Here is a 23,278-nt window from a genome sequence, read left to right as displayed (position 1 = left end):
CCCATCGATTGTGTCATCCTCGACGTCAGCCGACGCCAGGGTGACACACGAGAGCACCGGGAGCCCCGCATGCGCATCGCGGTCGTGGGCGGCGGTCCGGGAGGACTGTTCGCCGCCACCCTGGCCCGGACCGGGAAGCTCACCCGCGAGGTGACCGTCTTCGAGCGCAACCGCGCCGAGGACACCTTCGGCTTCGGTGTCGTCTTCTCCGACGCCACGCTCGAGCAGATCCACGCCGCCGACCCGGTGCTGCGCACGGCGCTCACCGAGCACGGCGTGCACTGGGACCCCATCGAGGTGCGGCTGCACGGCGAGCGCTTCCGGTGCGGCGGCAACGGGATGGCCGCCGTCGAGCGCCGGACCCTGCTGCGCCTCATGCAGGAGCACGCCGCCGAGGCGGGGGTCGACGTCCGCTTCGCCACGGAGGTCGACCCCGAGACTCTGCTGGCCGCCGGCTACGACCTCGTCGTCGCCGCCGACGGCGCCCACTCCCGGCTGCGCGGACTGTTCCCCGACGTCTTCGGGCCCAGCGAGGAGACCGCGACCGCGAAGTTCGTCTGGCTGGGCACCACGTACCCGTTCGAGGGGCTGACCTTCGTCCACGAGCGCGGCGAGCACGGGGTCTTCGCCGTCCACGGCTACCCCATCGGCACCGGCGTCTCCACGTTCATCGTGGAGACCGACGAGGCGTCCTGGCGGGCGGCCGGGCTCGACGAGTTCGACGTCACCCAACCGCCGGGAGCCAGCGACGAGAAGACCCGCGACTACCTGCAGCGGCTGTTCGCCGAGCAGATCGACGGGCACCCGCTGCTGGTCAACAACTCGCGGTGGGGCAACTTCCGCACCCGGCGGGCGCGGCGCTGGCGGCACCGCGTCGGCGGCACCGCCATCGCGCTGCTCGGGGACTCGGCGCACACCGCGCACTTCTCCGTCGGGTCCGGCACGAAGATGGCGATGGAGGACGCCGTCGCCCTCGTCGCGGCGCTCGACGAGCACGGGGACGACGTCGACGCGGCGCTGGCGGCCTACGAGGCCGTCCGGCAGCCGCAGGTCGCCAAGATCCAGGGGTCGGCCCGGCCGAGCCTGTCGTGGTGGGAGACCTTCGGCCGCTCGCACGACACACTGCCGCCGTGGCAGTTCGCCTACCACTTCCTCACCCGCAGCCTGACCGACGCCAAGCTGCAGCGCCGCGACGCGTCGTTCGTGGCGTCGGTGCACCGGCGCTGGCGCGAGGTCCACGGCGCCGAGCCGCTGGACAGCCCGATCGAGATCGCCGGCCGGCAGCTGCCCGGCCGGCGCGTCGTCCTCGGCCACGGCGGGGTGCAGCTGCCCGGCGGTGACCTGCCGCTGCGGACCGGACCGGCCGACGCCGGCGGCTCCTGGGGCCTGGCGGTGACCGCCCCCGGCACCGAGGACGCGCTCCCGCCGGCCCTCGACGCCGTGGCGAAGGCCGCCGCGGACGGCACCGCGCTGGTCGCCGTCTCCGGCGGCACCCCGCTGACCCGCCGCCTGCTCTGCGAGGCGGCCCGGCTGGAGCACGGGACGCCGGCCCTGCTGGTCGAGGACGCCGACCCCGCGCTCGCCGACGACGTCGCCGTCACCGCGGTGCTCTCCGGCCGCGCCGACCTGGTGGCCGCCCCGGCCGGGGAGGCGACCGCGTGAGCGACCTGCGGCCCCTGTTCGCGCCCCGCGGGGTCGCCGTCGTCGGCGCCTCCCGCGACCCGGGCAAGCTGGGCGCGGTCATGGCCCGCTCGCTGGGCCGCTTCCCCGGGACGGTGGTCGGGGTCAACGCCCGCGACGCCGACCCGGCGGCCGGGCGGTTCGCCACCGTGGCCGAGGCCGCCGCGGCCTCCCCCGACCCGATCGACCTCGCGGTCCTGTGCGTGCCCGCGGCCGTGTCCGCCCGCGCGCTGGCCGACGCGGCCCGCGCCGGCGTGCGGGCGGCGCTGGTCTGCTCCGGCGGCTACGCCGAGGCCGGCGGCGAGGGCGGCGACCACCAGGACGCGCTGGTGGCCGCCGCCCGCGACGCCGGTGTGGCCCTGCTCGGTCCCAACACCTCGGGCTTCCTCGTCCCCGCGCGCGGGCTGACCGCCTCCTTCGTCCCCGGCGTGGCCGCCGTGCCGGCCGGACCGGTCGCGGTCGTCGCCGCCAGCGGCGGGGTCAACCACGCGCTGACCTTCCTGCTGGCCGCGGCCGGGGTCGGTGTCTCCCTCGCCGTGGGCCTGGGCAACGCGGCCGGCGTCACCGCCGCCGACGTGCTGGCCCACCTGGCCGCCGACGACGGCACCCGGGCGGTGGCGCTGCACGTCGAGTCGGTGACCGACGGGCCGGCCCTGGTGGCCGCCGTGCGCGCGGCGACCGCCCGCGTCCCGGTCGTCGCCCTCGTCGTCGGCCGCACCGACGTCGCCGACTTCGCGCGCTCGCACACCGGCGCGCTGGCCACCTCGTGGCGGACCACCCGCGCGGCGCTGCGGGCCGCCGGCGCCGTCCTGGTCGACGACGAGCGGCAGCTCGTCGACGCGGTGACCGCGCTCTCGGCCCTCCGGCTGCCGGCGTGCGCGGACCCCGGCGTGGGCGTGGTCACCGCCCAGGCCGGACCGGGACTCCTGCACGTCGACGGGCTCCGCGGCCGGGGCGTCCCGGTGCCCCCGCTGACCGGCGGGACGCGGGCCGCGCTGTCGGGGCTGCTGCCGCCGCTGACGTACCAGGCCAACCCCGTGGACACCGGCCGGCCCGACCCGGTCTTCGGCCGGGTCCTGGCCACCGTCGCGGCCGACCCCGCGGTCGACCTGGTCAGCGTCTACGCCCTCGCCGAGCCCGACGTGCTCGACCTGCCGGCGGCCGTGGCGCAGCTCGCCGGGGCGCCGGCCGTGGTGGGCCTGGGCGGGCCGCCCGAGCAGGTCGGGCCGCAGCGGCAGGCGCTGCGCGGGCTCGGCGTGCCCGCCCTCGACGGCCCCACGGCGCTGACCGTCGCGGTCACCGCGCTGGTGGACGACGCCCGGGCGCAGGCCCGGAGGGCGGCCCGCGGCACCGCGCCCCCTCCCCGACAGGTCCCCGTCCCGAGCCGCGACCTCGACGAGGACGAGGCCAAGACCCTGCTCGGTCGGCTCGGCATCGCCACCCCGCCCCGCCGGGCCTGCGCCGACCGCGCGGAGGCGCACCGGGCGCTGGCCGAGCTGCCCGGGCCGCTCGCGGTCAAGCTGCTCGACGCCGCGGTGACCCACAAGTCCGACGTCGGCGGGGTGCACCTCGGCGTCCGGGACGCCGCCGACCTCGACGCGGCGCTCGACGCGCTGGAGGCGGTCGGCGCCGCCCGGTTCCTCGTCGAGTCGATGGCGCCGCCCGGGGTCGACCTCGTCGCGGGGGCGTCGCGCGACCCGGTCTTCGGGCCGGTGGTGCTGGTCGGCCTCGGCGGCGTCGTGGCCGAGGCGCTGGCCGACGTCGCCGTCACCCCGGCGCCGGTGGGCGCCCAGGAGGCCGCCGCCCTCGCCGACGGCCTGGCCGGCCGGGCCCTGCTCGACGGCTTCCGCGGCGGCCCGGTCGCCGACCGCGCGGCCCTCGGCGCGGTGCTCGCAGCTCTCGGCGACCTGCTCGTCGCCTCCCCCGGGATCGACGGCGTCGAGGTCAACCCGCTGCGCGTCACCGCCGACGGGCTGCTCGCCCTCGACGCCGTCCTCACCCTGACGACGAAGGAGGCCGCCCCGTGACCCGCGCCGTCCCGCCGATCGCCGAGGGCACCGTCCCCTGGCCCGACGACCTCGCCCGCGCCTACACGGAGAGGGGCTGGTGGCGCGGGGTCGCGCTGGGCGCGGAGCTGCTCGCCGCGGCCGACGCGCACCCCGACGCCGTGGCCCTCGTCGACGGCGACGTCCGGCTGACCCACCGGTCGCTGGCCGCGCGGGCCGACGCGCTGGCCGGCCGGCTCGTCGACGAGCTGGGCCTGGTCCGGGGCGACCGGGTCGTCGTGCAGCTGCCCAACTGCTGGCAGTTCGTCGTCCTCACCCTGGCGTGCCTGCGGGCCGGCGTCGTGCCGGTCATGGCGCTGCCGGCGCACCGGCAGCACGAGCTCTCCCACCTCGTCGGGCACAGCGGGGCCGCCGCCCTCGCCGTGCCGGGCACCCTGCGCGGGTTCGACCACGCGGCGATGGCCGACCAGCTGCGCGCGGGGTCGGACACCCTCGGGCAGGTGCTGGTCGTCGGCGACGCGCGCCGCCCCGGCCAGGTGGACCTGACCGCCCTGTGCGCCGAGCCCGAGGACCCCGCCGCGGTCCGCGCGCGGTGGGACGCCGACCAGCCGCCCAGCCGGTCGGTCGCCGTCTTCCTGCTCTCCGGCGGCACGACCGGCCTGCCCAAGCTCATCGCCCGGACCCACGACGACTACGCCTACAACGCGCGGGCCAGCGCGCGGCTGTGCGGCCTGGGCCCGGACACCGTCTACCTGGTGAGCCTGCCCGCGTCGCACAACTTCCCGCTGGCCTGCCCCGGGATCCTCGGCACCCTGCTCGCCGGCGGGCGGGTGGTCGTGCTGGCCTCCCCCGAGCCCGAGCGCGCCTTCGCCACGATCGCCGCCGAGGGCGTCACCGTGACCGCGGCGGTGCCGGCGGTGGCGCAGCGGTGGCTGGCCCACGCGGCCGAGCACGGCGCCGGCCCGGTCCGCTCGCTGCGGCTGCTGCAGGTCGGCGGCGCCCGGCTCGCCGACGAGGTGGCCCGCACCGTCCGCCCGGTGCTCGGCTGCACCCTGCAGCAGGTCTTCGGGATGGCCGAGGGGCTGCTCAACTACACCCGTCTCGACGACCCCGACGACGTCGTCTGCACCACCCAGGGCCGGCCGCTGAGCGAGGGTGACGAGGTCCGCGTGGTCGACGAGCTCGACCGGGACGTCCCCGACGGCACGCCGGGCGCCCTGCTCACCCGCGGTCCCTACACGCCGCGCGGCTACTACCGGGCCCCCGAGCAGAACGCCCGCGCCTTCACCGCCGACGGCTGGTACCGCAGCGGCGACGTGGTGCGCCGGCGTCCCGACGGCAACCTGGTCGTCGAGGGCCGCGACAAGGACATGATCAACCGCGGCGGCGAGAAGATCAGCGCCGAGGAGGTCGAGAACCTCGCCTACCGGCTGCTGCCGCAGGTCGCCCACGTCGCCGCCGTCGCGATGCCCGACCCGGTGCTCGGCGAGCGGGTCTGCCTCTACGCCGTGCTCCGGCCCGGCACCACCCTCACCCTGGACGACGTCCGGGCGGCCCTGGCGACCGCCGGCGTGGCGACGTACACGTGGCCCGAGCGCCTCGAGGTCGTCGAGGAGCTGCGCACCACCACGGTCGGGAAGATCGACAAGAAGGCGCTCCGGGACGACGTCGCCCGGCGCCTCGCCGCACGAGAGGACGCCCCGTCATGACCCAGCAGCTGAGCTCCCCGGTCTCGCTCACCGCCGTCGACGCCCCCGGCCAGCCCACCCCGACACCGGAGCTCGAGCAGCTCTACCGCGGGTTCGAGCGCGAGCTGCTGGTCCCGCTGTGGACCGAGATCGGCGACCTCATGCCGGTGCACCCCCGCTCGCGGGCGGTGCCGCACGTGTGGCGCTGGCAGCACCTGCTCGAGCTCGCCGACCGGGCGGGGCACCTCGTCCCGGTCGGCCGGGGCGGGGAGCGGCGGGCGATCGCGCTGGCCAACCCGGCGCTGGGCGGCAAGCCGTACGCCACCCCGACGCTGTGGGCGGCGATCCAGTACCTGATGCCCGGCGAGGACGCCCCCGAGCACCGGCACACCCAGCACGCCTTCCGGTTCGTCGTGGAGGGCGAGGGCGTGTGGACCGTGGTCGGCCGCGACCCGGTGCCGATGCGGCGCGGCGACTTCCTGCCGCAGGCCGGCTGGAACTGGCACGCCCACCACAACGCCGCCGACCGCCCGATGGCCTGGATCGACGGCCTGGACATCCCGTTCCAGTACACCGCCGAGTCGCAGTTCTTCGAGTTCGGCCGCGAGACCGTCAGCGAGCAGGAGCGGACCACGCCGGAGCGCTCCCGCTCCGAGCGGCTGTGGGGCCACCCCGGCCTGCGCCCGGTGTCCGCGCCCGGCGCCACCCCGGGGACCCCGCTGCTCAACTACCGCTGGGCCGACACCGACGCCGCGCTGGCCGACCAGCTGGAACTCGAGGCCGAGGGGCACACCGGCGTGGTGGAGCCCGGTCACGCGGCCGTCCGCTACACCAACCCGACCACCGGCGGCGACGTGCTGCCGACCATCCGCGCGGAGGTGCACCGCGTGCGGCGGGGGACGGAGACCGCGCCGCGCCGCGAGGCCGGGTCCTCGGTGTTCCAGGTGTTCGACGGCAGCGGCACGGTCACCGTCGGCGACGCCTCCTGGCGGGTGGGGCGCGGCGACCTGTTCGTCGTCCCCTCCTGGCAGCCGCTGTCGGTGCGCTCCGAGGCCGGCACGTCGGACTCCGACTCCGGCGCGCTCGACCTCTTCCGGTTCAGCGACACCCCCGTCCTCGAGGCCCTGCACCTCGACCGGGTCGAGGTGTCCGGGTGAGGCTGGCGACCGTCCGCACCCTCGAGGGCACCACCCGCGCCGTCCGGGTGAAGGACGACCAGCTCCTCGACCTGGGCGCCGCCGACCTCGGCGAGCTCCTCGCCGACCCCGGCTGGGCGGAGCGCGCCGCGGCGGCGAGCGAGCCCGCCACGCACCTCCGCGGCGCGGCGTTCGCGCCGGTCGTCCCCCGCCCCGGCAAGGTGGTGTGCGTCGGCCTCAACTACCGGAACCACATCCTCGAGATGGGCCGCGACCTGCCCGAGCACCCGACGCTGTTCGCCAAGTACGCCGACGCCCTCGTCGGGGCCACCGACGACGTCGTCCGGCCGCCGGAGACCGACGCCCTCGACTGGGAGGGCGAGCTCGCCGTGGTCATCGGCGCCCCCGTCCGGCGCGCCCGCGGCGCCGACGCCGAGCGGGCGATCGCCGGCTTCGCGGTGCTCAACGACGTGACCTGCCGCGACTGGCAGTTCCGCACCCGGGAGTGGCTGCAGGGCAAGACCTGGGAGGCCACCACCCCGCTGGGCCCCCACCTGGTCACGCCTGACGAGCTGCCCGGCGGCGTCCGCCCGGTGCTGCCGATCAGCACGCGGGTCGACGGCGAGACGGTGCAGGAGGACAGCACCGGCGACCTGCTGTTCGACCCGGTGGCCCTCGTCGAGTACGTCTCGACGCCGGCGACGCTGCGGCCGGGCGACGTCATCGCCACCGGCACGCCGGGCGGCGTCGGCCACGCCCGCACGCCGCCCCGCTACCTGCAGGTGGGCCAGACGCTGACCACGGAGATCGGCGGCCTGGGCCGGTGCGAGAACCGCGTCGTCGCCGACCCGGTGGCATGACGGCCGGCCGCGACCTCCCCGCCGCCCGGCGCTGGGTGGCGGAGGGCACCGACCTCCTGCTCGGTGTCCTCGACCGCACCGGGGACGACGCCCTGTCCGGCCCCACCGCGCTGCCGGGCTGGACCGGCCGGCACCTGGTGTCGCACGTGGCCGCCAACGCCGAGGCGCTGCTCAACCTCGCGCACTGGGCCGCCACCGGCGAGGAGACGCCGATGTACGCCTCGCCGGAGCAGCGCGACCGCGACATCCGGGCGGGCGCGCAGCGGCCGGCGGAGGAGCTGCGGCGGTGGGTGCGGGAGTCCGCCGACCGGCTCGCCGCCGCCCTCGACGCGCTGACCGGCGAGCAGTGGTCGCGGCCCGTGCGCACCGCCCAGGGCCGCACCGTCCCGGCGAGCGAGATCCCGTGGCTGCGCGCGCGGGAGGTGATGGTGCACGCGGTCGACCTCGACCCGGCGGTCGGCGTCGCCGCCCTGCCCCGGGACTTCCTCCGCGCGCTGGTCGACGACGTCGTCGCCCGGCGCTCGACCGGCGACCAGCCCGCGCTGCGCCTCGTCGCCGACGACGGCGGGCAGACCTGGACGGTGTCCGGGCGGGGCGAGCCTCCCGAGGTGCGCGGCCCGCTGCCCGCCCTCGCCGCCTGGCTCACCGGCCGGCCGGGAGCCGAGGTGCGGTCGCCGTCGGGCGCCGTCCCGGAGCTGCCGCCCTGGCTCTGACCGGTCAGGCGGGTCAGGCCGGGTCGAGCCCGGAGTACACCCGCAGCGCGTTGCCGCCGAGCACGAGCGGGACGACGTCGTCGGGCAGGCCGAGGGAGGCGACGGCGCGGGCGTTGGCGGCCTGCCCGGGCACCCCGGGCCAGTCGGTGCCGTAGATCCACTTGCGGGCGAGCCGGCCGAGGTCGAAGCGGGCGTAGTACTCCGGCAGCCGCTTGGGCGGCAGCCCGGACAGCTCGATCCAGACGTTCGGCCGCGACACCGCGAGGAAGGCCGCGGCGTCGTACCACCAGCCGCGGCCGCCGTGGGCGAGCACCACGTGCAGGTCGGGGAAGTCGCGCAGGACGGCGTCGAGCAGCTGCGGGTCGGCGTAGGCGTTGGTCGACCCCGGGAAGCTGCTCGTGCCGCAGTGCACCACCAGCGGGACGCCGCGCTCGACGAGCACCGCGTAGGCCGGGTACATCGCCGCGTCGTCGGCGCGGAAGCCGCCGTGCACCGGGTGGATCTTCAGCGCTGCCGCGCCCAGGTCGAGCTGGCGCTCGAGCTCCCGGGCGATCGGGAAGTGCAGGTGCGGGTTGACGTTGGCCACCGGCCGGAACCGCCGCGGGTTGGCCTCGACCAGCGGCAGCAGGTCGTCGAAGAGCTGGTAGCCGGTGGCCTTGGGGCTGTACTCGCAGAACAGCAGGGCGACGTCGACGCCCTCCTCGGCGAACAGCCGGTCGAGCACCTCCGGGTCGGGCGTGCCGTCGGCGCGCCAGACCTCCTCCAGCACCCCGGGCCGGCCGAACTGCCGCGCCCAGTCGACCCACGCCGGCGCCAGCGAGGTCAGCGTGGGCACGTGCACGTGCGCGTCCACCAGGACGTGTCCGTCGAGCACGCCTGCGATGTTCTACACCCCGGCGCCTCCGGTCAAGGCCGGGTGTAGCCCGTCGGCGGCCGAGCGCCGCTCAGCGGAAGCGGCGGAAGTCCGGCGGCCGCTTCTCGGCGAACGCCTGCGCGCCCTCCATGCCCTCCTCGCTGACCGCGAACTGGGCCAGCCCGTCGAAGGCCAGGTGGGAGATGCCCGAGAGGTGGTCGGAGTCGGCGTTGAAGGAGTGCTTGAGGAAGCGCAGCGCCGTGGGCGAGTAGGAGCCGATCGTGCGCGCCCACCCGCGGGCGGTGTCGAGCAGCTGCTCGCGCGGGACCACCGCGTTGACCAGCCCCCAGCGCTCGGCGGTCGCGGCGTCGTAGCGGTCGAGCAGGAACCAGATCTGGCGGGCCCGCTTCTCCCCCACCACCCGGGCCAGGTACGCCGAGCCGAAGCCCGCGTCGAAGGAGCCCACCCGCGGGCCGGCCTGGGCGAAGGTGGCCTCCTCGCAGGCGACGGTGAGGTCGCACAGCACGTGCAGCACGTGGCCGCCGCCGATGGCGATGCCGTTGACCGCGGCGATGACCGGCTTGGGGATGTCGCGGATGATCCGGTGCAGCCGCTCGATCTCGAACGTGCCCCACTCCGTCTCGCCGTAGCCGCCGGTCTCGGCGCGCTCCTTGACGTCGCCCCCGGTGCAGAAGGCGCGCTCGCCGGCCGCGGTGAGGATCACCGAGCCCACCCGGTGGTCGGCCCAGGCGTGCTTGAACGCCGAGATCAGCTCGTCCACCGTGCGCCCGCGGAAGCTGTTCATCCGCTCCTGCCGGTCGATGGTGATGACCGCGTGGTCGTCCTCCTCCACCTCGTAGCGGATGTCGGTGAACTCCTCGGGCTTCATCTGCTCGGGACCCTTCGTCGCGTCCGGTGGGGTATGTCGTCATGTTGACGGTCGTCACGCGGCGGTGGCAAGCTCCGGCCGTGCCCGCCCGCCGCTGCCTGGTCACCGGCGCGGGGCGCGGGATCGGTGCCGCCGTCGCCCGCCGGCTGGCCGCGGAGGGGCACGCCGTGGCGCTCACTGCACGCAGCGGCGACGAGCTCCAGGCGGTCGCCGGCGGGCTGCCCGGCCCCTCGCTCGTCGTCCCGGCCGACCTGACCGCGCCGGGCGCCGCGGACGACGTCGTCGGCCGGGTGGAGCGGGAGTGGGACGGCCCGGTGGAGGTGCTGGTGCTCAACGCGGGCGCCGGGGTGGCCGCGCCGCTGGCCCGCACCTCCGACGAGGACTGGGCCCGGATGCTCGAGCTCAACCTGACCGCGCCCTTCCGGCTGCTGCGCCGGGCGCTGCCGGGCATGGTCGACGCCGGGTGGGGCCGCGTGGTGGCGGTGGCGTCCGTGGCCGCCAAGCGCGGCGACCCCTACGTCGCCGCCTACACCGCCAGCAAGCACGGCCTGCTCGGGCTGGTGCGGTCCGCGGCCGCCGAGGTGGCCGGCCGCGGGGTCACGGTCAACGCGGTCTGCCCCGGCTACGTCGACACCCCGATGACCGACCGCACGGTCGCCACCATCAGCGAGACGACCGGGCGCACCGCCGAGCAGGCCCGGGAGGCGCTGGCCCGGCGCCAGCCGATCGGCCGGCTGGTCGACCCGGAGGAGGTCGCCGACGCCGTGCTGCTCTGCGTGGCCAGCGCCGCGGTGACCGGGCAGGGGATCAACGTGGACGGGGGGTCGGTGCAGTCGTGAGCGGACTCGAGCGGGTGGACCCGCCGGAGCTGGCCCGGCCGTCGGGCTTCGCGCACGCCGTCGTGGCCGGTCCGGGACGCGTGGTGTTCCTCGCCGGGCAGACCGCGATGGACGCCGACGGCCGGATCGTCGGGGACGGCGTCGTCGCGCAGTTCGAACGGGCGCTGGGCAACCTGCTGACCGCGCTGCGGGCGGCCGGCGGGCAGCCGGGCGACCTCGCCTCGCTCACCGTCTACGCCGTCGACCTGGCCGACTACCGCGCGCAGGCCCGCGACATCGGCCGGGTGTGGCGCCGCCTGGTGGGTGCCGACTACCCGGCGATGGCCGGCATCGGCGTGGCCCGGCTGTGGGACGACGAGGCGCTGGTCGAGGTCCAGGGCACCGCCGTCCTGCCCGCCTGACCCGCGGGTCGTCAGCCGGCGACGAGCCGGGCCGCCTGCTCGGCGGCGGGGCCGGCCAGCCGCTCGCGCAGCCGGGCGAAGAGGTCCGCGGCGCGCACGCCGTTCCAGTCGGCGGGCAGCAGGTCCAGCGGCAGCCCCGGGTCGGCGTACGGCAGCGCCCGCCAGTCGGTGAGCAGCCGGACGTAGTCGGCGAACGCGCGCGCCGGGTCCGGGCGCCCGCGGCCGGCCGCCACGCCGGCGTGCCGGTCGAGGAAGACGGCGTAGCGCTCGTGCAGCGCGTCGAGGTCCCACCAGCGGGCCACCGACTCGCGCGCGGCGCCGCCGGGCACCCGCGCCCGGGTGAACAGCTCCACGTAGCCGTCGAGGTCCCGGCGGCGCAGCACCTCCTCGGCCTCCCCGGCCAGGTGCGCCGGGGCGATCCACACCCCGGGCGCCACCGTGCCGAAACCCAGCCGGGTCAGCTCCGAGCGCAGCCGGTGCCGCCGCTCCCGCTCGGACTCCGGCACGGAGAACACCACCAGCAGCCAGCCGTCGTCGGTCCCGGCCCGGCGGCGGCCGAAGATCCGGGCGTCGCCCTCGGCCAGCACCTCGCGGGCGGCGTTGGTGAGCGCGTAGCCGGCGACGTCCCCCTCCCGGCGGGCCTCGAGCCACCCGCGCCGCTTGAGCCGCGACACCGTCGAGCGGACGGCGGGCTCGTCGACACCGAGGGCCGCCATCAGCCGCACCAGCGCCGCCACCGAGAGCCAGCCGCCGTGCTCCCGGGCGTAGAGGCCGTAGAGGGTCACCACCAGCTGCCGCGGCTGCGGCGCCGCCGCGGCGGCCACGTCGGCGGGGACGGCGGCGGTCACGGCGACACGATACGGACCCGGGACCGGTATGCCGCGACCTTGACTCCCGTCAGAGCGACGCCATACTGAGGCGCAGGGTGCGGCCCGGCCGGACCCGGCGACCCCCGGGAGGCAGATCCCCATGACGCTGAGCGCGCCGTCGCTGACCCCCTCCGCCCACGTGGACACCTTCTGCCGGGACCACCTGCCCCCGCCGGACACCTGGCCGGTGCTGGACCTGGGCGAGCTGGCCTACCCCGACCGGCTCAACTGCGCGACCGAGCTGCTCGACGGCACCATCGACCGGCTGGGCGCCGACCGGCCCTGCCTGCGGACGCCCGACGGCGGGGTGTGGAGCTACGGCGAGCTGCGCGCGCGGGCCAACCGGATCGCCGGCGCGCTGACCGGCGAGCTGGGCCTGGTGCCGGGCAACCGGGTGCTGCTGCGCGGCTTCAACTCGCCCTGGCTGGTGGCCTGCTGGTTCGCCGTCCTCAAGGCCGGTGGCGTCGCGGTGACGACCATGCCGATGCTGCGCGCCGGCGAGCTGGCCACCATCGGCGAGATGTGCCGGCCGACCCTGGCCCTCTGCGACGCCCGGCTGACCGAGGACCTCGAGCGGGCCGCCGTCCCCGGGCTGACCGTCGTCCCCTACGGCGGGGACGGGCCCGGCGACCTCGCCACCCGCGCCGCCGCCTGCCCGGACGTCTTCGCCGACGTGCCCACGGCCGCCGACGACACCGCGCTGCTGGCCTTCACCTCCGGCACCACCGGCCGGCCCAAGGCCACCATGCACTTCCACCGCGACGTGCTGGCCATCGCCGACACCTTCTCGGCGCACGTGGTCCGCCCCGAGCCCGACGACGTGTTCTGCGGGTCGCCGCCGATCGCGTTCACCTACGGCCTCGGCGCCCTGGTCGTCTTCCCGCTGCGGGCCGGCGCCAGCGTGCTGCTGCTCGAGCGCGCCTCGCCCGACCAGCTGGCCGACGCCGTCGCCGAGCACGGGGTGACCGTGCTGTCGACCGCGCCCACCGCCTACAAGGCGATCCTCGCCGCCGGCCGCGCGCCCGCGCTCGCCGGGCTGCGCCGCGCGGTCTCGGCCGGGGAGACGCTGCCCGCCGCCGTCTGGCACGCCGTGCACGACGCCACCGGGGTGAAGGTGATCGACGGCATCGGCGCCACCGAGATGCTGCACGTGTTCATCTCCGCCGCCGACGACGACATCCGCCCGGGGACCACCGGCCGCGCCGTCCCCGGCTACACCGCCGCCGTGCTGGACGACGACGGGACCGAGCTGCCCGACGGGACCGAGGGTCACCTCGCCGTCCGCGGGCCCACCGGGTGCCGCTACCTCGGCGGGGACCGCCAGGAGGTGTACGTGCGGCACGGCTGGAACTACACCGGCGACACCTACGTCCGCGACGCCGACGGCTACTTCACCTACCGCGCCCGCACCGACGACATGATCGTCTCCGCCGGCTACAACATCGCCGGGCCGGAGGTGGAGCAGGCGCTGCTCGGCCACCCCGAGGTGGTCGAGTGCGCGGTGGTCGGCGCCCCCGACCCCGACCGCGGCACCATCGTCAAGGCGTTCGTCGTGCTCAACCCCGACCGCACCCGCGAGGTGCCCGCCGAGGAGCTGCAGGAGTGGTGCAGACAGGTGATCGCGCCCTACAAGAGCCCCCGGGCGATCGAGTTCCGGACCGAGCTGCCGCGCACCAGCACCGGCAAGCTGCAGCGGTACCGGCTCCGGTGAGCGGCATGCGGACCGCGGTGGTCGGCGGCGGGCCGGGCGGGCTGTACTTCGCCGCCCTCGCCAAGCAGCTCGACCCGACCCACGAGATCACCGTCTGGGAGCGCAACGCCCCGGACGACACCTTCGGCTTCGGCGTGGTCTTCTCCGACGAGACCCTCGGCGGCATCGAGCACGCCGACCCGGCGGTCTACCGGGAGATGGAGCGGCACTTCGCCCGCTGGGACGACATCGACGTCCACCACCGCGGCCGGGTGACCACCTCCGGCGGGCACGGCTTCGCCGCGATGAGCCGCAAGGAGCTGCTGGGCATCCTGCAGCGCCGCTGCGCCGACCTGGGTGTGACGGTGCACTTCCGGGCCGAGGCACCCGACGTCGAGCAGCTGCGCGCCGGGAACGACCTGGTCCTCGCCGGCGACGGCGCCAACTCCGCCATCCGCACCCGGTACGCCGACGTCTTCCGGCCCACCGTGGAGACCCGCCGCTGCAAGTACATGTGGCTGGGCACCGACCTGGTGTTCGAGGCGTTCGAGTTCTACGTGGAGGAGACGCCGCACGGCGTCATGCAGATCCACGGCTACCCCTACGACCGCACCGGCAGCACGTTCATCGTGGAGATGCACGAGGACGTCTGGCAGCGCGCCTTCGGCGACGTCGCGGCGCTGGACCTGCCGCCCGGCGAGAGCGACACCAAGTCGATCGAGCTGGTCGAGCAGCTGTTCGCCGGCGTGCTCGGCGGGCACCGCGTGGTGGCGAACAACTCGAAGTGGCTGAACTTCCGCTCGCTGTCCAACGAGACGTGGCGGCACGGCAACCTGGTGCTCATCGGCGACGCCGCGCACACCGCGCACTTCTCCATCGGCTCGGGCACCAAGCTCGCGATGGAGGACGCCCTGGCCCTGGCCGCCTGCCTGCACGAGCAGCCCGACCTCGACGCCGCGCTCACCGCCTACGAGCAGGAGCGCCGGCCGGTGGTGCTGTCCACCCAGCGGGCGGCCAGGGCCAGCCTCGAGTGGTTCGAGGACATCGCCCACTACGTCGACCAGCCGCCGGAGCAGTTCGCCTTCAACATCGTCACCCGCAGCCGCCGGGTCACCCACGACAACCTGCGGCTGCGCGACCCGGAGTTCGTCGCCGGGGTCGACGCGTGGTTCGCGCGCAGCCAGCCGGAGCCGGCCGAGCCGCGGCCGCCGATGTTCCACTCCTTCCGCCTCGGCGGGCTGGAGCTGCGCAACCGCGTCGTCGTCTCGGCGATGGACATGTACTCCGCCGTCGACGGGCTGCCCACCGACTTCCACCTGGTGCACCTGGGCAGCAAGGCCCTGGGCGGGGCGGGGCTGGTGATGACCGAGATGGTCTGCGTCTCCCCCGAGGGCCGGATCACCCCGGGCTGCTCGGGGCTGTACACGCCGGAGCAGGAGGCCGTCTGGGCGCGCGTCGTCGACTTCGTGCACGGCACCACCGACGCGCGGATCGGCGTCCAGCTCGGCCACTCCGGCCGCAAGGGCTCCACCCGGCTGATGTGGGAGGGCATCGACGAGCCGCTGCCGGAGGGCGGCTGGGAGGTGGTCGGCCCCTCCCCGGTCCCCTACTCCCCCGCCAACGCCGTCCCCCGCGAGCTCACCGAGGCCGACCTGGTGGAGATCCGCGAGCAGTTCGTGGCGAGCACCCGCTCGGCCGCCCGCGCCGGCTTCGACGTCCTCGAGCTGCACTGCGCGCACGGCTACCTGCTGTCCTCCTTCATCTCGCCGCTGTCTAACCACCGCACCGACCGCTACGGCGGGACGCTGGAGAACCGGCTGCGCTACCCTCTGGAGGTCTTCGACGCCGTCCGCGCCGCATGGCCGGCCGACCGGCCGGTCACCGTCCGCATCTCGGCGACCGACTGGTACGAGGGCGGCACCGACGTCGACGACGCCGTCCGCGTGGCCCGGGCCTTCGCCGAGCACGGCGCCGACGGCATCGACGTCTCCACCGGCCAGGTGGTCAAGGACGAGCGGCCGGCGTTCGGCCGCAGCTACCAGACCCCCTACGCCGACCGGATCCGCAACGAGGTCGGCCGCGAGCTCGGCGTCGCGGTCATCGCCGTCGGCGCGCTGTCGAGCTGGGACGACGTCAACTCGATCCTGCTGGCCGGCCGCGCCGACCTGTGCGCGCTGGGCCGCCCGCACCTCTACGACCCGCAGTGGACGCTGCACGCCGCCGCCGAGCAGGGCTACAGCGGCCCCGGCGCGGAGTGGCCGGCCCCCTTCCGGGCGGGGAGCCGCCGGCCGCAGACCGGGCGGACCGACGGGCCGCGCCCGCGGCTGCAGCTGGTGCGGGAGGGGGTCGGCGGCACCCGGCACGCCCGCTGGCGCCCGGGCCCCGACCGGCCTTGACGGGTGCAACCGGGGCCACGGAGATTGGGCTGCCCGACCGACCGAGGGAGCAGACATGACCGAGCGACCGGGCGTCCCGGCCCGCGACCTGTCCGACGAGGAGCTCGAGCGCCAGGGCGTGCACGCGCACGCCATGCGGCACTGGGTGTTCCTGCACGGCACCGCCGAGCAGTTCCGCACCCACACCGAGCGGATGCTCGAGCTGGAGCAGGAGTACCTGCGCCGGCACCCGCAGCGCACGTGGCAGGGCTCGGGCGGCGACGCGGCCACCCCGTCCCGCGACGACCGGATCCGCGACCTGGTGCAGACCTTCTCCCGCGCGGTCACCGCGCTCCTCGACGAGGAGCCGGCGCCGGCCGCGGCCGCCGGCACGCACCGCGACCCGGAGGAGGCGCAGGTGGCGCTGCTGCAGCGCTTCGCCGAGGCGCCCGGCGGTCGGCTGCACAAGCTCGAGGCGCACCAGATCGCCCGCCAGCTCGCCCCCGACAACCACCTGGTGGCCCGGCTCTACCGGCAGGACCCGCCGCTGCTGCAGGCCGACAAGGACAGCCGGGTGCTCACCGAGGCCGGCCGGGCGTGGCTGGCCGGGCGCGCCGGTGCGCTCAGCGGTCGCGGCTGAGCTCCGCCCACGCCGCCTGGGCCCGCGGCGCCCAGGCGGCGTGCCGCTCGCGGAAGGCCTCGGCCGCCCGGTTGCCGCTCCACCGCGGCGGCAGCAGCTCGCGCGGCAGGCCGGGGTCGAGCAGCGGGAAGCGGCGCCACTCCTGCACGAGGCGGACCTGGGCGACGAGGGCCTGCCGGTCGGTGCGCGGCCGGCGCCGCCGCACCATGTCGAGGAAGTCCTCGTAGCGGGCCTCGATCGCGTCGAGGTCCCAGGCGCTGCGGGTCAGCGACCGCTCGTCGCCGACCACGCCGGCCTCCGCGAGGAACGACCAGCTGCCCGCCAGCAGGCCCAGGTCCTCCAGGACGCGCCGCGCCTCCTGCTCGCGGTCGACCCGCGGGGTCACCCAGGTGGTGCCGTTGACCGAGCCGAGCCCGGCCCAGCCCAGCCGGGTGCGCAGCTGCTGGCGCAGCGAGCGGGCGTTCTCCGGGATGCCGACGGTGAGCACCAGCCACCGGCCGTCCCAGGACCGCCCCTCGGCGGCGGCGCCGTAGATGCGGTCGGTGCCCTCGCGCAGCAGCCGGGTGCCCGCCTCGGTGAGCGTCCAGCAGGTCTCCCGGCCGACCCGGCTGCCGGCGATCCACCCGCTGTCGGCGGTGCGCATGATCGCCTGGCGGGCCGCCTTCTCGGCGACGTCGAGGTCGGCGAGCAGGTCGATGAGGGTGGCCGTCCACACCGGACGGGCGCCGGGCAGCACGAACTCGCCCAGGACCGTGAGCAGCAGGCTGCGCGCGCTCGCCGCGCCGAGTTCCTGGCGCCGCGTGACGAACGGCCCCTCGACGACCTCCACACCCACCATGGTGACACCGCCCGGGTCCGGATCTCCGCCACCACCCGACCGGGGTCACGACTCGGCCACGAGGCGCCGGAACTGCACAGTGAGGCTTGACACACTCGGCCGTGGTACTACAGCATCGTGCGCTGACCGACGTGCAGTGTAGCACGTCCTGACTCTCCGGAGACCCCCATGGCGCTGCACGGCCCCTCCCGCGGACGACTGCTGGGACCCCTCGGCGCGGTGGCGCTGCTGTCGCTGACCACCGCGTGCGGCGGCGGCAGCCTGGGCGGCGACTCCGGCGGTGGTGGCGGCGAGGGTGGCGGCGGCGAGGGCGGCGGCACCATCCGCGTCGGCCTGGTCATCCCCCAGGCGGGTGTCTACACCCCGCTCGGGGAGGACATGCAGCAGGGCTGGGACCTGTGGCTGGAGCAGAACGACGGGCGGATGGGCGACTACGAGGTCGAGACCGTCGTCGCCGACGAGGGCGAGGGCCCCGACACCGGGGTGCCGGCCATCCAGCGGCTGCTGCAGGAGGAGCAGGTCGACGTCGTCGTCGGCATCGTCAACTCCGCGACCGCCCTGGGCGCCGCCGAGCAGTTCACCGAGGCGCAGAAGCTGCTCATCGTGGCCAACGCCGGCGCGGGGGCGATCACCGGCGACGCGAGCTCCCCCTACGTGTGGCGGACGTCGTTCACCAACGCCCAGGTGGCCTCGGCCATGGGGCAGCACCTGGCCGAGGAGGGCGTCGGCCCGGTCTACGTGATGGCGCCCGACTACGCCGCCGGCCAGGAGGTCGTGGCCGGGTTCACCGAGGCGTTCGAGGCCGGGGGCGGCACGGTCGCCGGCCAGGCGCTCACCCCCTTCGGCACGACGCAGGACTACCAGCCGTTCCTGTCGGGGATCCGCGAGTCCGGCGCCGCCGCGACCTTCGTCTTCTACTCCGGCGCCGAGGCGGTCAGCTTCGTGCAGCAGTACGACGCCTTCGGCCTCAAGGACACCGTGCCGCTCTACGGCTCGGGCTTCCTCACCGAGGGCAGCGTGCTCGAGGCGCAGGGCCAGTCGGCCGTGGGCGTGCAGACGACGCTGCACTACTCCACCGAGATCGACAACGAGGCCAACACCGAGTTCGTCGAGGCGTACGAGGCGGCCTACGACGAGCCGCCGACGGTGTTCGGCATGACCACCTACGACACCGCCAACGTGCTCGCCGACGCCCTCGCCGAGGCGGAGGGGCTCAGCGGCGACCAGCTGTCGGAGGCGCTCGACGGCCTGGGCGAGATCGAGGACAGCCCGCGCGGCCCGTGGAGCTTCAACGGCCAGACGCCCGAGCAGAGCATCTACCTGCGCGAGGTCACCGACGAGGGCGGGACACTGGTCAACAGCGTCGTCACCGACCTCGGCTCCTTCGCCCAGCCGGGCAGCTGACCGGCGTGCCCGCCCGGGACGCGGGAGGAGGCCCCGACCGGTGATCGAGTGGTTCGACAGCAACCTCGTCAGCATCCTCAACGGCTTCGCCATCGGGTCGCTGCTGTTCATCCTGGCCGTCGGCCTGTCGATCGTCTTCGGGATGATGGACGTGCTGAACCTGGCGCACGGGGCGCTGTTCCTGGTGGGCGCGTACCTGGCCTGGAGCCTGCTGTCCGACGGCGCGACCTGGGGCGGGTTCCTGGCCGCCCTCGGCATCGCCGCGCTGGTCGGGCTGCTCGCCGGCGGGGTGCTGTCGGTGATGACCGAACCACTGGCCCGGCGGCCGATCCTCGACCAGGCGCTGCTCACCCTCGGGGTGTCGCTCGTGGTGGCCGAGGTGCTCTCGATCGTCTACGGCAACGACGCCCTGTCGGTCGGGGCGCCGCCCGGGCTGGCCGAGAGCGTGTCGTTCCTGGGCCGCTCCTACCCGGCCTACCGGCTGGCGCTGATCGGCGTCGGGCTGGTGCTGGCCGTCGTCGTCTACGTCGTGGTGGAGCGGACGTCGGTCGGCGCGCTGGTGCGGGCCAGCGTCGCCGACCGGGAGATGGTCTCGGCCATGGGCATCGACAACCGCAAGGTCAAGGTGGCCGTCCTCGGCATCGGGTCGATGCTGGCGACCGTGGCCGGGGTGCTCGGCGCCCCGGTCTACGGCGCCCGGCCCGGGCTGGACGACACCATCCTCATCCTCGCCCTGGTGGTCGTGGTCATCGGCGGCCTGGGCTCGGTCAAGGGGGCGTTCATCGGCGCGCTGGTCATCGGGCAGGTCGAGTCGCTGGGCCGCGCGGTGCTGCCCGACGTCGCCTCGTTCATCCTCTTCGGCACCCTGGCGCTGGTCCTGGTGCTGCGGCCGCGCGGGCTGTTCGGCCCGAGGAAGCTGGCCGGGACGTGAGCGCCGCCGTGGAGTCGATCGTCGCCGACACCGGCGCGACCGGCGGCCGGCCCGGCGGAGGACGGCGGCACGCGACGCTGCTGCGGGCGGTCCCGGCCGTCGTCGTCCTCGTGCTGCTGGCCGCGGCGCCGTTCGTGCTCGCCCCCTTCGCGACCACGGTGCTCGGCCGCATCCTGGTGTTCGCGCTGTTCGCCGTCAGCCTCGACCTGCTGGTCGGGGTCACCGGGCTGCCCTCGCTGGGGCACGCCGCCTACTTCGGCGTCGGCGCCTACACCGCCGGGATCGTGGCGATCGACGTGACCAGCGAGGGCGTCGTGCTGGTGCTGGTGGCCGCGCTGGCCGGGGCCGTCGCGGCCGCGGCCACCGGGTGGCTGGCGGTGCGCAGCAGCGGGGTCTTCTTCCTCATGCTGACCCTGGCCGTCGGCGAGATCGTGTTCCAGCTGACCACCACGCTGGACTCGGTGACCGGCGGGTCCAACGGCCTCTACGGCATCCCGGCCGTGCGGGTCGGCGGCACCGCGCTGACGCTGGCCGGCTACGTGTACTGGTTCGTCCTGGCCGTGTTCGTGCTCGGGTTCGCGGCGCTGTGGCTGGTGTCGCGGTCCCCCGTCGGCGGGGTGCTGCGCGGCATCCGCGACAACGAGCCGCGGATGCGCTCGCTCGGGTACTCGCCGTTCCGCTACAAGTACGTGGCCTTCGTCATCGCCGGCGCCCTCGCCGGGGTCGCCGGCGGACTGTTCGCGCTCCAGGTGCGGCTGGTGACGCCGTCCGAGGCGGGGTTCACCACCGGCGCGCTGGCGCTGCTCGCGGTGATCCTCGGCGGGGCGGGGTCGCTGTGGGGGCCGGTGCTCGGCGCGGCCGTCGTCGTGCTGGTGCGCGACGCGCTGGGCCCGACCCTGGAGGGCCACGGCCCGCTGGTGCTGGGCATCGTCTTCGTGCTCGCCGTCTACCTGCTGCCGCGCGGCTTCGCCGGTCTGGCCGGCATCTCCGCCGCGGTGCAGCGCCGCCGCGCCGCCACCCGGAGGACACCGTGACCGCTCCCCTGCTGTCCCTGTCGGGGGTCAGCCGGCACTTCGGTGCACTCAAGGCCGTCGACGACGTCACCCTCGACGTCCCCACCGGCGCCCGCCACGCGCTGATCGGGCCCAACGGCGCCGGCAAGAGCACCCTGTTCAAGCTGGTCACCGGCAGCATGCCGGTGTCGGCCGGCACGGTGACCCTCGGCGGCACCGACGTCACCGGCCTGCCCGAGCACGTGCGGGCGCGGCTGGGGATCAGCCAGACGCTGCAGCACTCGAGCCTGTTCACCACGCAGACCGTGGAGCAGAACGTGCTGCTGGCCGCGCAGCGGCGGCACGGGTCGCGCGCGTCGCTGGTGCCGCGGCGGCAGGCGGCCGCCCGCGAGCGGGTGGACGGGCTGCTGGCCGACGTCGGTCTCGACCACCGGCGCGGCAGCCCGGTCGCCGACCTCTCCCACGGCGAGCGCCGGCAGCTGGAGGTGGCCGTGGCGCTGGCCTGCGAGCCGCGGCTGCTGCTGCTCGACGAGCCGGCGGCGGGCATGTCCCCGGCGGAGAGCGCACGGCTGGTCGAGCTGGTCCGGGCGCTGCCGGAGACGGTCACCGTGGTGATCGTCGAGCACGACCTGGACGTCGTCTTCGCCCTGGCGCGGTCGGTGACGGTGCTGCACCTGGGGCGCGTGCTGCTGACCGGCACGCCCGAGCAGGTGCGCGCCAGCGACGCCGTCCAGGAGGCCTACCTCGGCACCGGCCGGGAGTCGCTGTTCACCGACACGGCCGGACCGGCCGCCCTGGGGGTGGGCTGAGTGCTCGAGGTCCGCGGACTGCAGTCCGGCTACCGGCACAGCACCGTGCTGCAGGGGGTCGACCTCGACCTCGCCGACGGCCGGGTGCTCGGGCTGCTCGGCCGCAACGGCGTGGGCAAGACGACGCTGGTGAACACGCTCATGGGGCTGGTGCGCCCCTCGGCCGGCACCGTGCGGCTCGACGGCCGCGACCTGGCCGGCCGGCGGCCCGACGTGGTCGCCCGCGCCGGGGTGGCCGTCGTCCCCCAGGGACGGCGGGTGTGGGCACCGCTCACGGTGACCGAGCACCTGGACCTGGCCGCCCGGCGCGGCCGCGGCCGCGGTCCCTGGGACACCGGGCGGGTGCTGGAGCTGCTGCCGAGGCTGGGTGAGCGGCTCAAGCACGGGGCGGGGCAGCTCTCCGGCGGGGAGCAGCAGATGCTGGCCATCGCGCGGGCGCTGCTGACCAACCCGCGACTGGTGCTGATGGACGAGCCGTCCGACGGGCTGGCCCCCGCCGTGGTCGACGCGATCGGGCAGGTCGTGGTGGGCATGAAGGCGGAGGGGGTCACCCTGCTGGTGGTCGAGCAGGACCTGCACCTGGCCTTCGCGGTGGCCGACGAGATCGCCGTCATGCAGAAGGGCCGGATCGTGCACCGCTGCCCGACGCCGGAGTTCCGCAGCGACAGCACGGTGGCGCACCGGCTCCTCGGCGTGGCCTGACGTCCCGGTGACGGCACCGGCACGGTCGCGGCTGCAGCGGCTGGGCGCCCCGGCGCTGTTCGTGCTGCTGTGGAGCACCGGCTTCGTCGGCGCGCAGTACGGGCTGCCCTACGCCGAGCCGCTGACCTTCCTGGGGCTGCGGATGGTCATCGCGGCGGTCCTGCTGGCGCTGATCGCGGTGGTCGCGCGCGCCGCCGTCCTCTCCCGGCCGGCGCAGTACGGGCACGCCGCGGTCGTGGGCCTGCTGCTGCACGCGGGCTACCTCGGCGGGGTGTTCGTGGCCATCTCGCTGGGCGTGCCCTCGCCGGTGTCGGCGGTGGTGGTGAGCCTGCAGCCGGTGCTGACCGTGGTGCTGGCCGGCCCGGTGCTCGGCGAGCGGGCGACCGCGCGGCAGTGGCTCGGACTGGCGCTGGGGGTGGCCGGCGTCGCCGTCGTCGTCTGGCCGGGGCTGACCGCGGCGGCCGGCGCCACCTCGCTGTCGGTGGCGGGGGTGGCCGCGTGCCTGGTGGCGCTGGCGGCAGGAACGGCCGGCACCGTCCACCAGAAGCGGTTCGGCGGCGGGATCCCGCTGCTGTGGGGGACGGCGGTGCAGTACGCCGCGGCGGCGGCGGTCCTGCTGGCCGGCGCGCTGGCGACCGAGCGGATGACGATCCGCTGGACCGGCGACTTCGTGCTGGCGATGGTGTGGCTGGTGCTCGCCCTGTCGCTGGGGGCGGTCCTGCTGCTGCTCGTGCTGCTGCGGCGCGGGACGGCGGCCGAGGTGTCCAGCCTGCTGTACCTGGTGCCGCCGGCGGTGGCGCTGGAGGCGTGGCTGCTGTTCGGCACGGTCCCGTCGGCGGTGTCGCTCGCCGGGATCGCGCTGACCGCCCTGGGGGTCGCGCTGGTGGTCGTGCCCCGACGCCGTCCGATCGCGGTCGAGTAGCGCGGCCGCTCCCCGCCTGG

21 protein-coding genes are annotated in these 23,278 nt (G+C 75.9%); 17 read left to right on the top strand and 4 right to left on the bottom strand.

The window, feature by feature from the left end:
- The first annotated feature begins 69 nt into the window (after positions 1–69).
- From LY71_RS08000 to LY71_RS07975, 6 genes are read left to right on the top strand one after another with little or no spacing between them, the layout of a single operon-like run.
- Positions 70–1,662, top strand: a complete 1,593-nt coding sequence (locus tag LY71_RS08000) for an FAD-dependent monooxygenase (protein WP_106276419.1) — start codon at positions 70–72, stop codon at positions 1,660–1,662.
- Positions 1,659–3,707 carry an acetate--CoA ligase family protein gene (locus LY71_RS07995; RefSeq protein ID WP_106276418.1) on the top strand — a complete coding sequence of 683 codons (2,049 nt, stop codon included), beginning with the start codon at positions 1,659–1,661 and terminating at the stop codon, positions 3,705–3,707. The genes LY71_RS08000 and LY71_RS07995 overlap by 4 nt, the downstream gene beginning before the upstream one ends.
- Positions 3,704–5,395 (top strand): (2,3-dihydroxybenzoyl)adenylate synthase, encoded by a 1,692-nt coding sequence (locus LY71_RS07990; protein WP_211297201.1) that lies wholly within the window; start codon positions 3,704–3,706, stop codon positions 5,393–5,395. Before LY71_RS07995 ends, LY71_RS07990 begins: the two co-directional genes overlap by 4 nt.
- A complete protein-coding gene (locus tag LY71_RS07985; RefSeq protein WP_106276417.1) occupies positions 5,392–6,531 on the top strand; it encodes a cupin domain-containing protein in 1,140 nt (379 codons plus the stop codon). Before LY71_RS07990 ends, LY71_RS07985 begins: the two co-directional genes overlap by 4 nt.
- Positions 6,528–7,370 carry a fumarylacetoacetate hydrolase family protein gene (locus LY71_RS07980; RefSeq protein WP_106276416.1) on the top strand — a complete coding sequence of 281 codons (843 nt, stop codon included), beginning with the start codon at positions 6,528–6,530 and terminating at the stop codon, positions 7,368–7,370. Before LY71_RS07985 ends, LY71_RS07980 begins: the two co-directional genes overlap by 4 nt.
- Complete coding sequence (locus LY71_RS07975) at positions 7,367–8,083, top strand: maleylpyruvate isomerase family mycothiol-dependent enzyme (RefSeq protein WP_106276415.1); 717 nt, start codon at positions 7,367–7,369, stop codon at positions 8,081–8,083. The genes LY71_RS07980 and LY71_RS07975 overlap by 4 nt, the downstream gene beginning before the upstream one ends.
- A 13-nt stretch (positions 8,084–8,096) precedes the next feature.
- On the opposite strand, the gene LY71_RS07970 is transcribed toward LY71_RS07975, so the two are convergent.
- Both LY71_RS07970 and LY71_RS07965 read right to left on the bottom strand, forming a co-directional pair.
- Complete coding sequence (locus tag LY71_RS07970; protein WP_106276414.1) at positions 8,097–8,957, bottom strand: amidohydrolase family protein; 861 nt, start codon at positions 8,955–8,957, stop codon at positions 8,097–8,099.
- Between the two features lie 70 nt (positions 8,958–9,027).
- Positions 9,028–9,825 (bottom strand): enoyl-CoA hydratase-related protein, encoded by a 798-nt coding sequence (locus LY71_RS07965; protein ID WP_106276413.1) that lies wholly within the window; start codon positions 9,823–9,825, stop codon positions 9,028–9,030.
- An 80-nt stretch (positions 9,826–9,905) separates the two neighbouring features.
- Here LY71_RS07965 and LY71_RS07960 point away from each other — a divergent pair, with 80 nt between their 5' ends.
- Both LY71_RS07960 and LY71_RS07955 read left to right on the top strand, forming a co-directional pair.
- The gene (locus tag LY71_RS07960) at positions 9,906–10,664 is read left to right on the top strand and encodes an SDR family NAD(P)-dependent oxidoreductase (protein WP_106276412.1); all 759 of its coding nucleotides are present in this window, start codon (positions 9,906–9,908) and stop codon (positions 10,662–10,664) included.
- Positions 10,661–11,065 (top strand): RidA family protein, encoded by a 405-nt coding sequence (locus tag LY71_RS07955; protein ID WP_106276411.1) that lies wholly within the window; start codon positions 10,661–10,663, stop codon positions 11,063–11,065. The genes LY71_RS07960 and LY71_RS07955 overlap by 4 nt, the downstream gene beginning before the upstream one ends.
- Before the next feature lie 11 nt (positions 11,066–11,076).
- Here LY71_RS07955 and LY71_RS07950 read toward each other — a convergent pair whose 3' ends face one another.
- On the bottom strand, positions 11,077–11,913 hold the full coding sequence (locus tag LY71_RS07950) for a PaaX family transcriptional regulator (RefSeq protein WP_245887757.1): 837 nt from the start codon (positions 11,911–11,913) through the stop codon (positions 11,077–11,079).
- A 121-nt stretch (positions 11,914–12,034) separates the two neighbouring features.
- Between LY71_RS07950 and LY71_RS07945 the strand changes: the two genes are divergently transcribed.
- The 3 genes from LY71_RS07945 to LY71_RS07935 are packed head-to-tail and all read left to right on the top strand — an operon-like array spanning position 12,035 to position 16,639.
- Entirely contained in the window at positions 12,035–13,645 is a 1,611-nt protein-coding gene (locus LY71_RS07945) for an AMP-binding protein (RefSeq protein WP_106276410.1), read from the top strand.
- A gap of 5 nt (positions 13,646–13,650) precedes the next feature.
- The gene (locus LY71_RS07940) at positions 13,651–16,020 is read left to right on the top strand and encodes a bifunctional salicylyl-CoA 5-hydroxylase/oxidoreductase (RefSeq protein WP_106276409.1); all 2,370 of its coding nucleotides are present in this window, start codon (positions 13,651–13,653) and stop codon (positions 16,018–16,020) included.
- Between the two features lie 55 nt (positions 16,021–16,075).
- Positions 16,076–16,639, top strand: a complete 564-nt coding sequence (locus LY71_RS07935; protein ID WP_106276408.1) for a DUF6158 family protein — start codon at positions 16,076–16,078, stop codon at positions 16,637–16,639.
- Here LY71_RS07935 and LY71_RS07930 read toward each other — a convergent pair.
- Positions 16,623–17,468: a PaaX family transcriptional regulator gene (locus LY71_RS07930; RefSeq protein WP_106276407.1), complete on the bottom strand. Its 846-nt coding sequence runs from the start codon at positions 17,466–17,468 to the stop codon at positions 16,623–16,625. The genes LY71_RS07935 and LY71_RS07930 overlap by 17 nt on opposite strands.
- A 177-nt stretch (positions 17,469–17,645) precedes the next feature.
- On the opposite strand from LY71_RS07930, the gene LY71_RS07925 reads away from it, so the two are divergent.
- Genes LY71_RS07925 through LY71_RS07900 form a run of 6 tightly spaced genes read left to right on the top strand, consistent with a single transcriptional unit; the run spans position 17,646 to position 23,258 of the window.
- Positions 17,646–18,881: an ABC transporter substrate-binding protein gene (locus tag LY71_RS07925; protein WP_106276406.1), complete on the top strand. Its 1,236-nt coding sequence runs from the start codon at positions 17,646–17,648 to the stop codon at positions 18,879–18,881.
- Positions 18,882–18,921: 40 nt separating this feature from the next.
- Positions 18,922–19,812 (top strand): branched-chain amino acid ABC transporter permease, encoded by an 891-nt coding sequence (locus tag LY71_RS07920; protein ID WP_106276405.1) that lies wholly within the window; start codon positions 18,922–18,924, stop codon positions 19,810–19,812.
- Positions 19,809–20,846, top strand: coding sequence for a branched-chain amino acid ABC transporter permease (locus tag LY71_RS07915; protein WP_106276404.1), 1,038 nt, complete (start codon positions 19,809–19,811; stop codon positions 20,844–20,846). The genes LY71_RS07920 and LY71_RS07915 overlap by 4 nt, the downstream gene beginning before the upstream one ends.
- Positions 20,843–21,634, top strand: a complete 792-nt coding sequence (locus tag LY71_RS07910; protein ID WP_106276403.1) for an ABC transporter ATP-binding protein — start codon at positions 20,843–20,845, stop codon at positions 21,632–21,634. Before LY71_RS07915 ends, LY71_RS07910 begins: the two co-directional genes overlap by 4 nt.
- Positions 21,635–22,336, top strand: coding sequence for an ABC transporter ATP-binding protein (locus LY71_RS07905; RefSeq protein ID WP_106276402.1), 702 nt, complete (start codon positions 21,635–21,637; stop codon positions 22,334–22,336). It begins immediately after the preceding gene.
- A gap of 7 nt (positions 22,337–22,343) precedes the next feature.
- Positions 22,344–23,258: a DMT family transporter gene (locus tag LY71_RS07900; RefSeq protein WP_106276401.1), complete on the top strand. Its 915-nt coding sequence runs from the start codon at positions 22,344–22,346 to the stop codon at positions 23,256–23,258.
- Positions 23,259–23,278: the final 20 nt, after the last annotated feature.

It is taken from the genome of Geodermatophilus tzadiensis (assembly GCF_003002915.1).
Classification (GTDB): Bacteria; Actinomycetota; Actinomycetes; order Mycobacteriales; family Geodermatophilaceae; genus Geodermatophilus; species Geodermatophilus tzadiensis.
The sequence above is the reverse complement of the archived record's forward strand: the minus strand, read 5'-3'. Positions and strand labels throughout refer to the sequence as shown.

Excerpts from the sequence above, each read along its gene's own strand:
- LY71_RS08000 (WP_106276419.1), top strand. The coding sequence starts at position 70 with ATGCGCATCGCGGTCGTGGGCGGCGGTCCGGGAGGACTGTTCGCCGCC.
- LY71_RS07985 (WP_106276417.1), top strand. The coding sequence starts at position 5,392 with ATGACCCAGCAGCTGAGCTCCCCGGTCTCGCTCACCGCCGTCGACGCC.
- LY71_RS07975 (WP_106276415.1), top strand. The coding sequence starts at position 7,367 with ATGACGGCCGGCCGCGACCTCCCCGCCGCCCGGCGCTGGGTGGCGGAG.
- LY71_RS07965 (WP_106276413.1), bottom strand. The coding sequence starts at position 9,825 with ATGAAGCCCGAGGAGTTCACCGACATCCGCTACGAGGTGGAGGAGGAC.
- LY71_RS07945 (WP_106276410.1), top strand. The coding sequence starts at position 12,035 with ATGACGCTGAGCGCGCCGTCGCTGACCCCCTCCGCCCACGTGGACACC.
- LY71_RS07940 (WP_106276409.1), top strand. The coding sequence starts at position 13,651 with ATGCGGACCGCGGTGGTCGGCGGCGGGCCGGGCGGGCTGTACTTCGCC.
- LY71_RS07935 (WP_106276408.1), top strand. The coding sequence starts at position 16,076 with ATGACCGAGCGACCGGGCGTCCCGGCCCGCGACCTGTCCGACGAGGAG.
- LY71_RS07925 (WP_106276406.1), top strand. The coding sequence starts at position 17,646 with ATGGCGCTGCACGGCCCCTCCCGCGGACGACTGCTGGGACCCCTCGGC.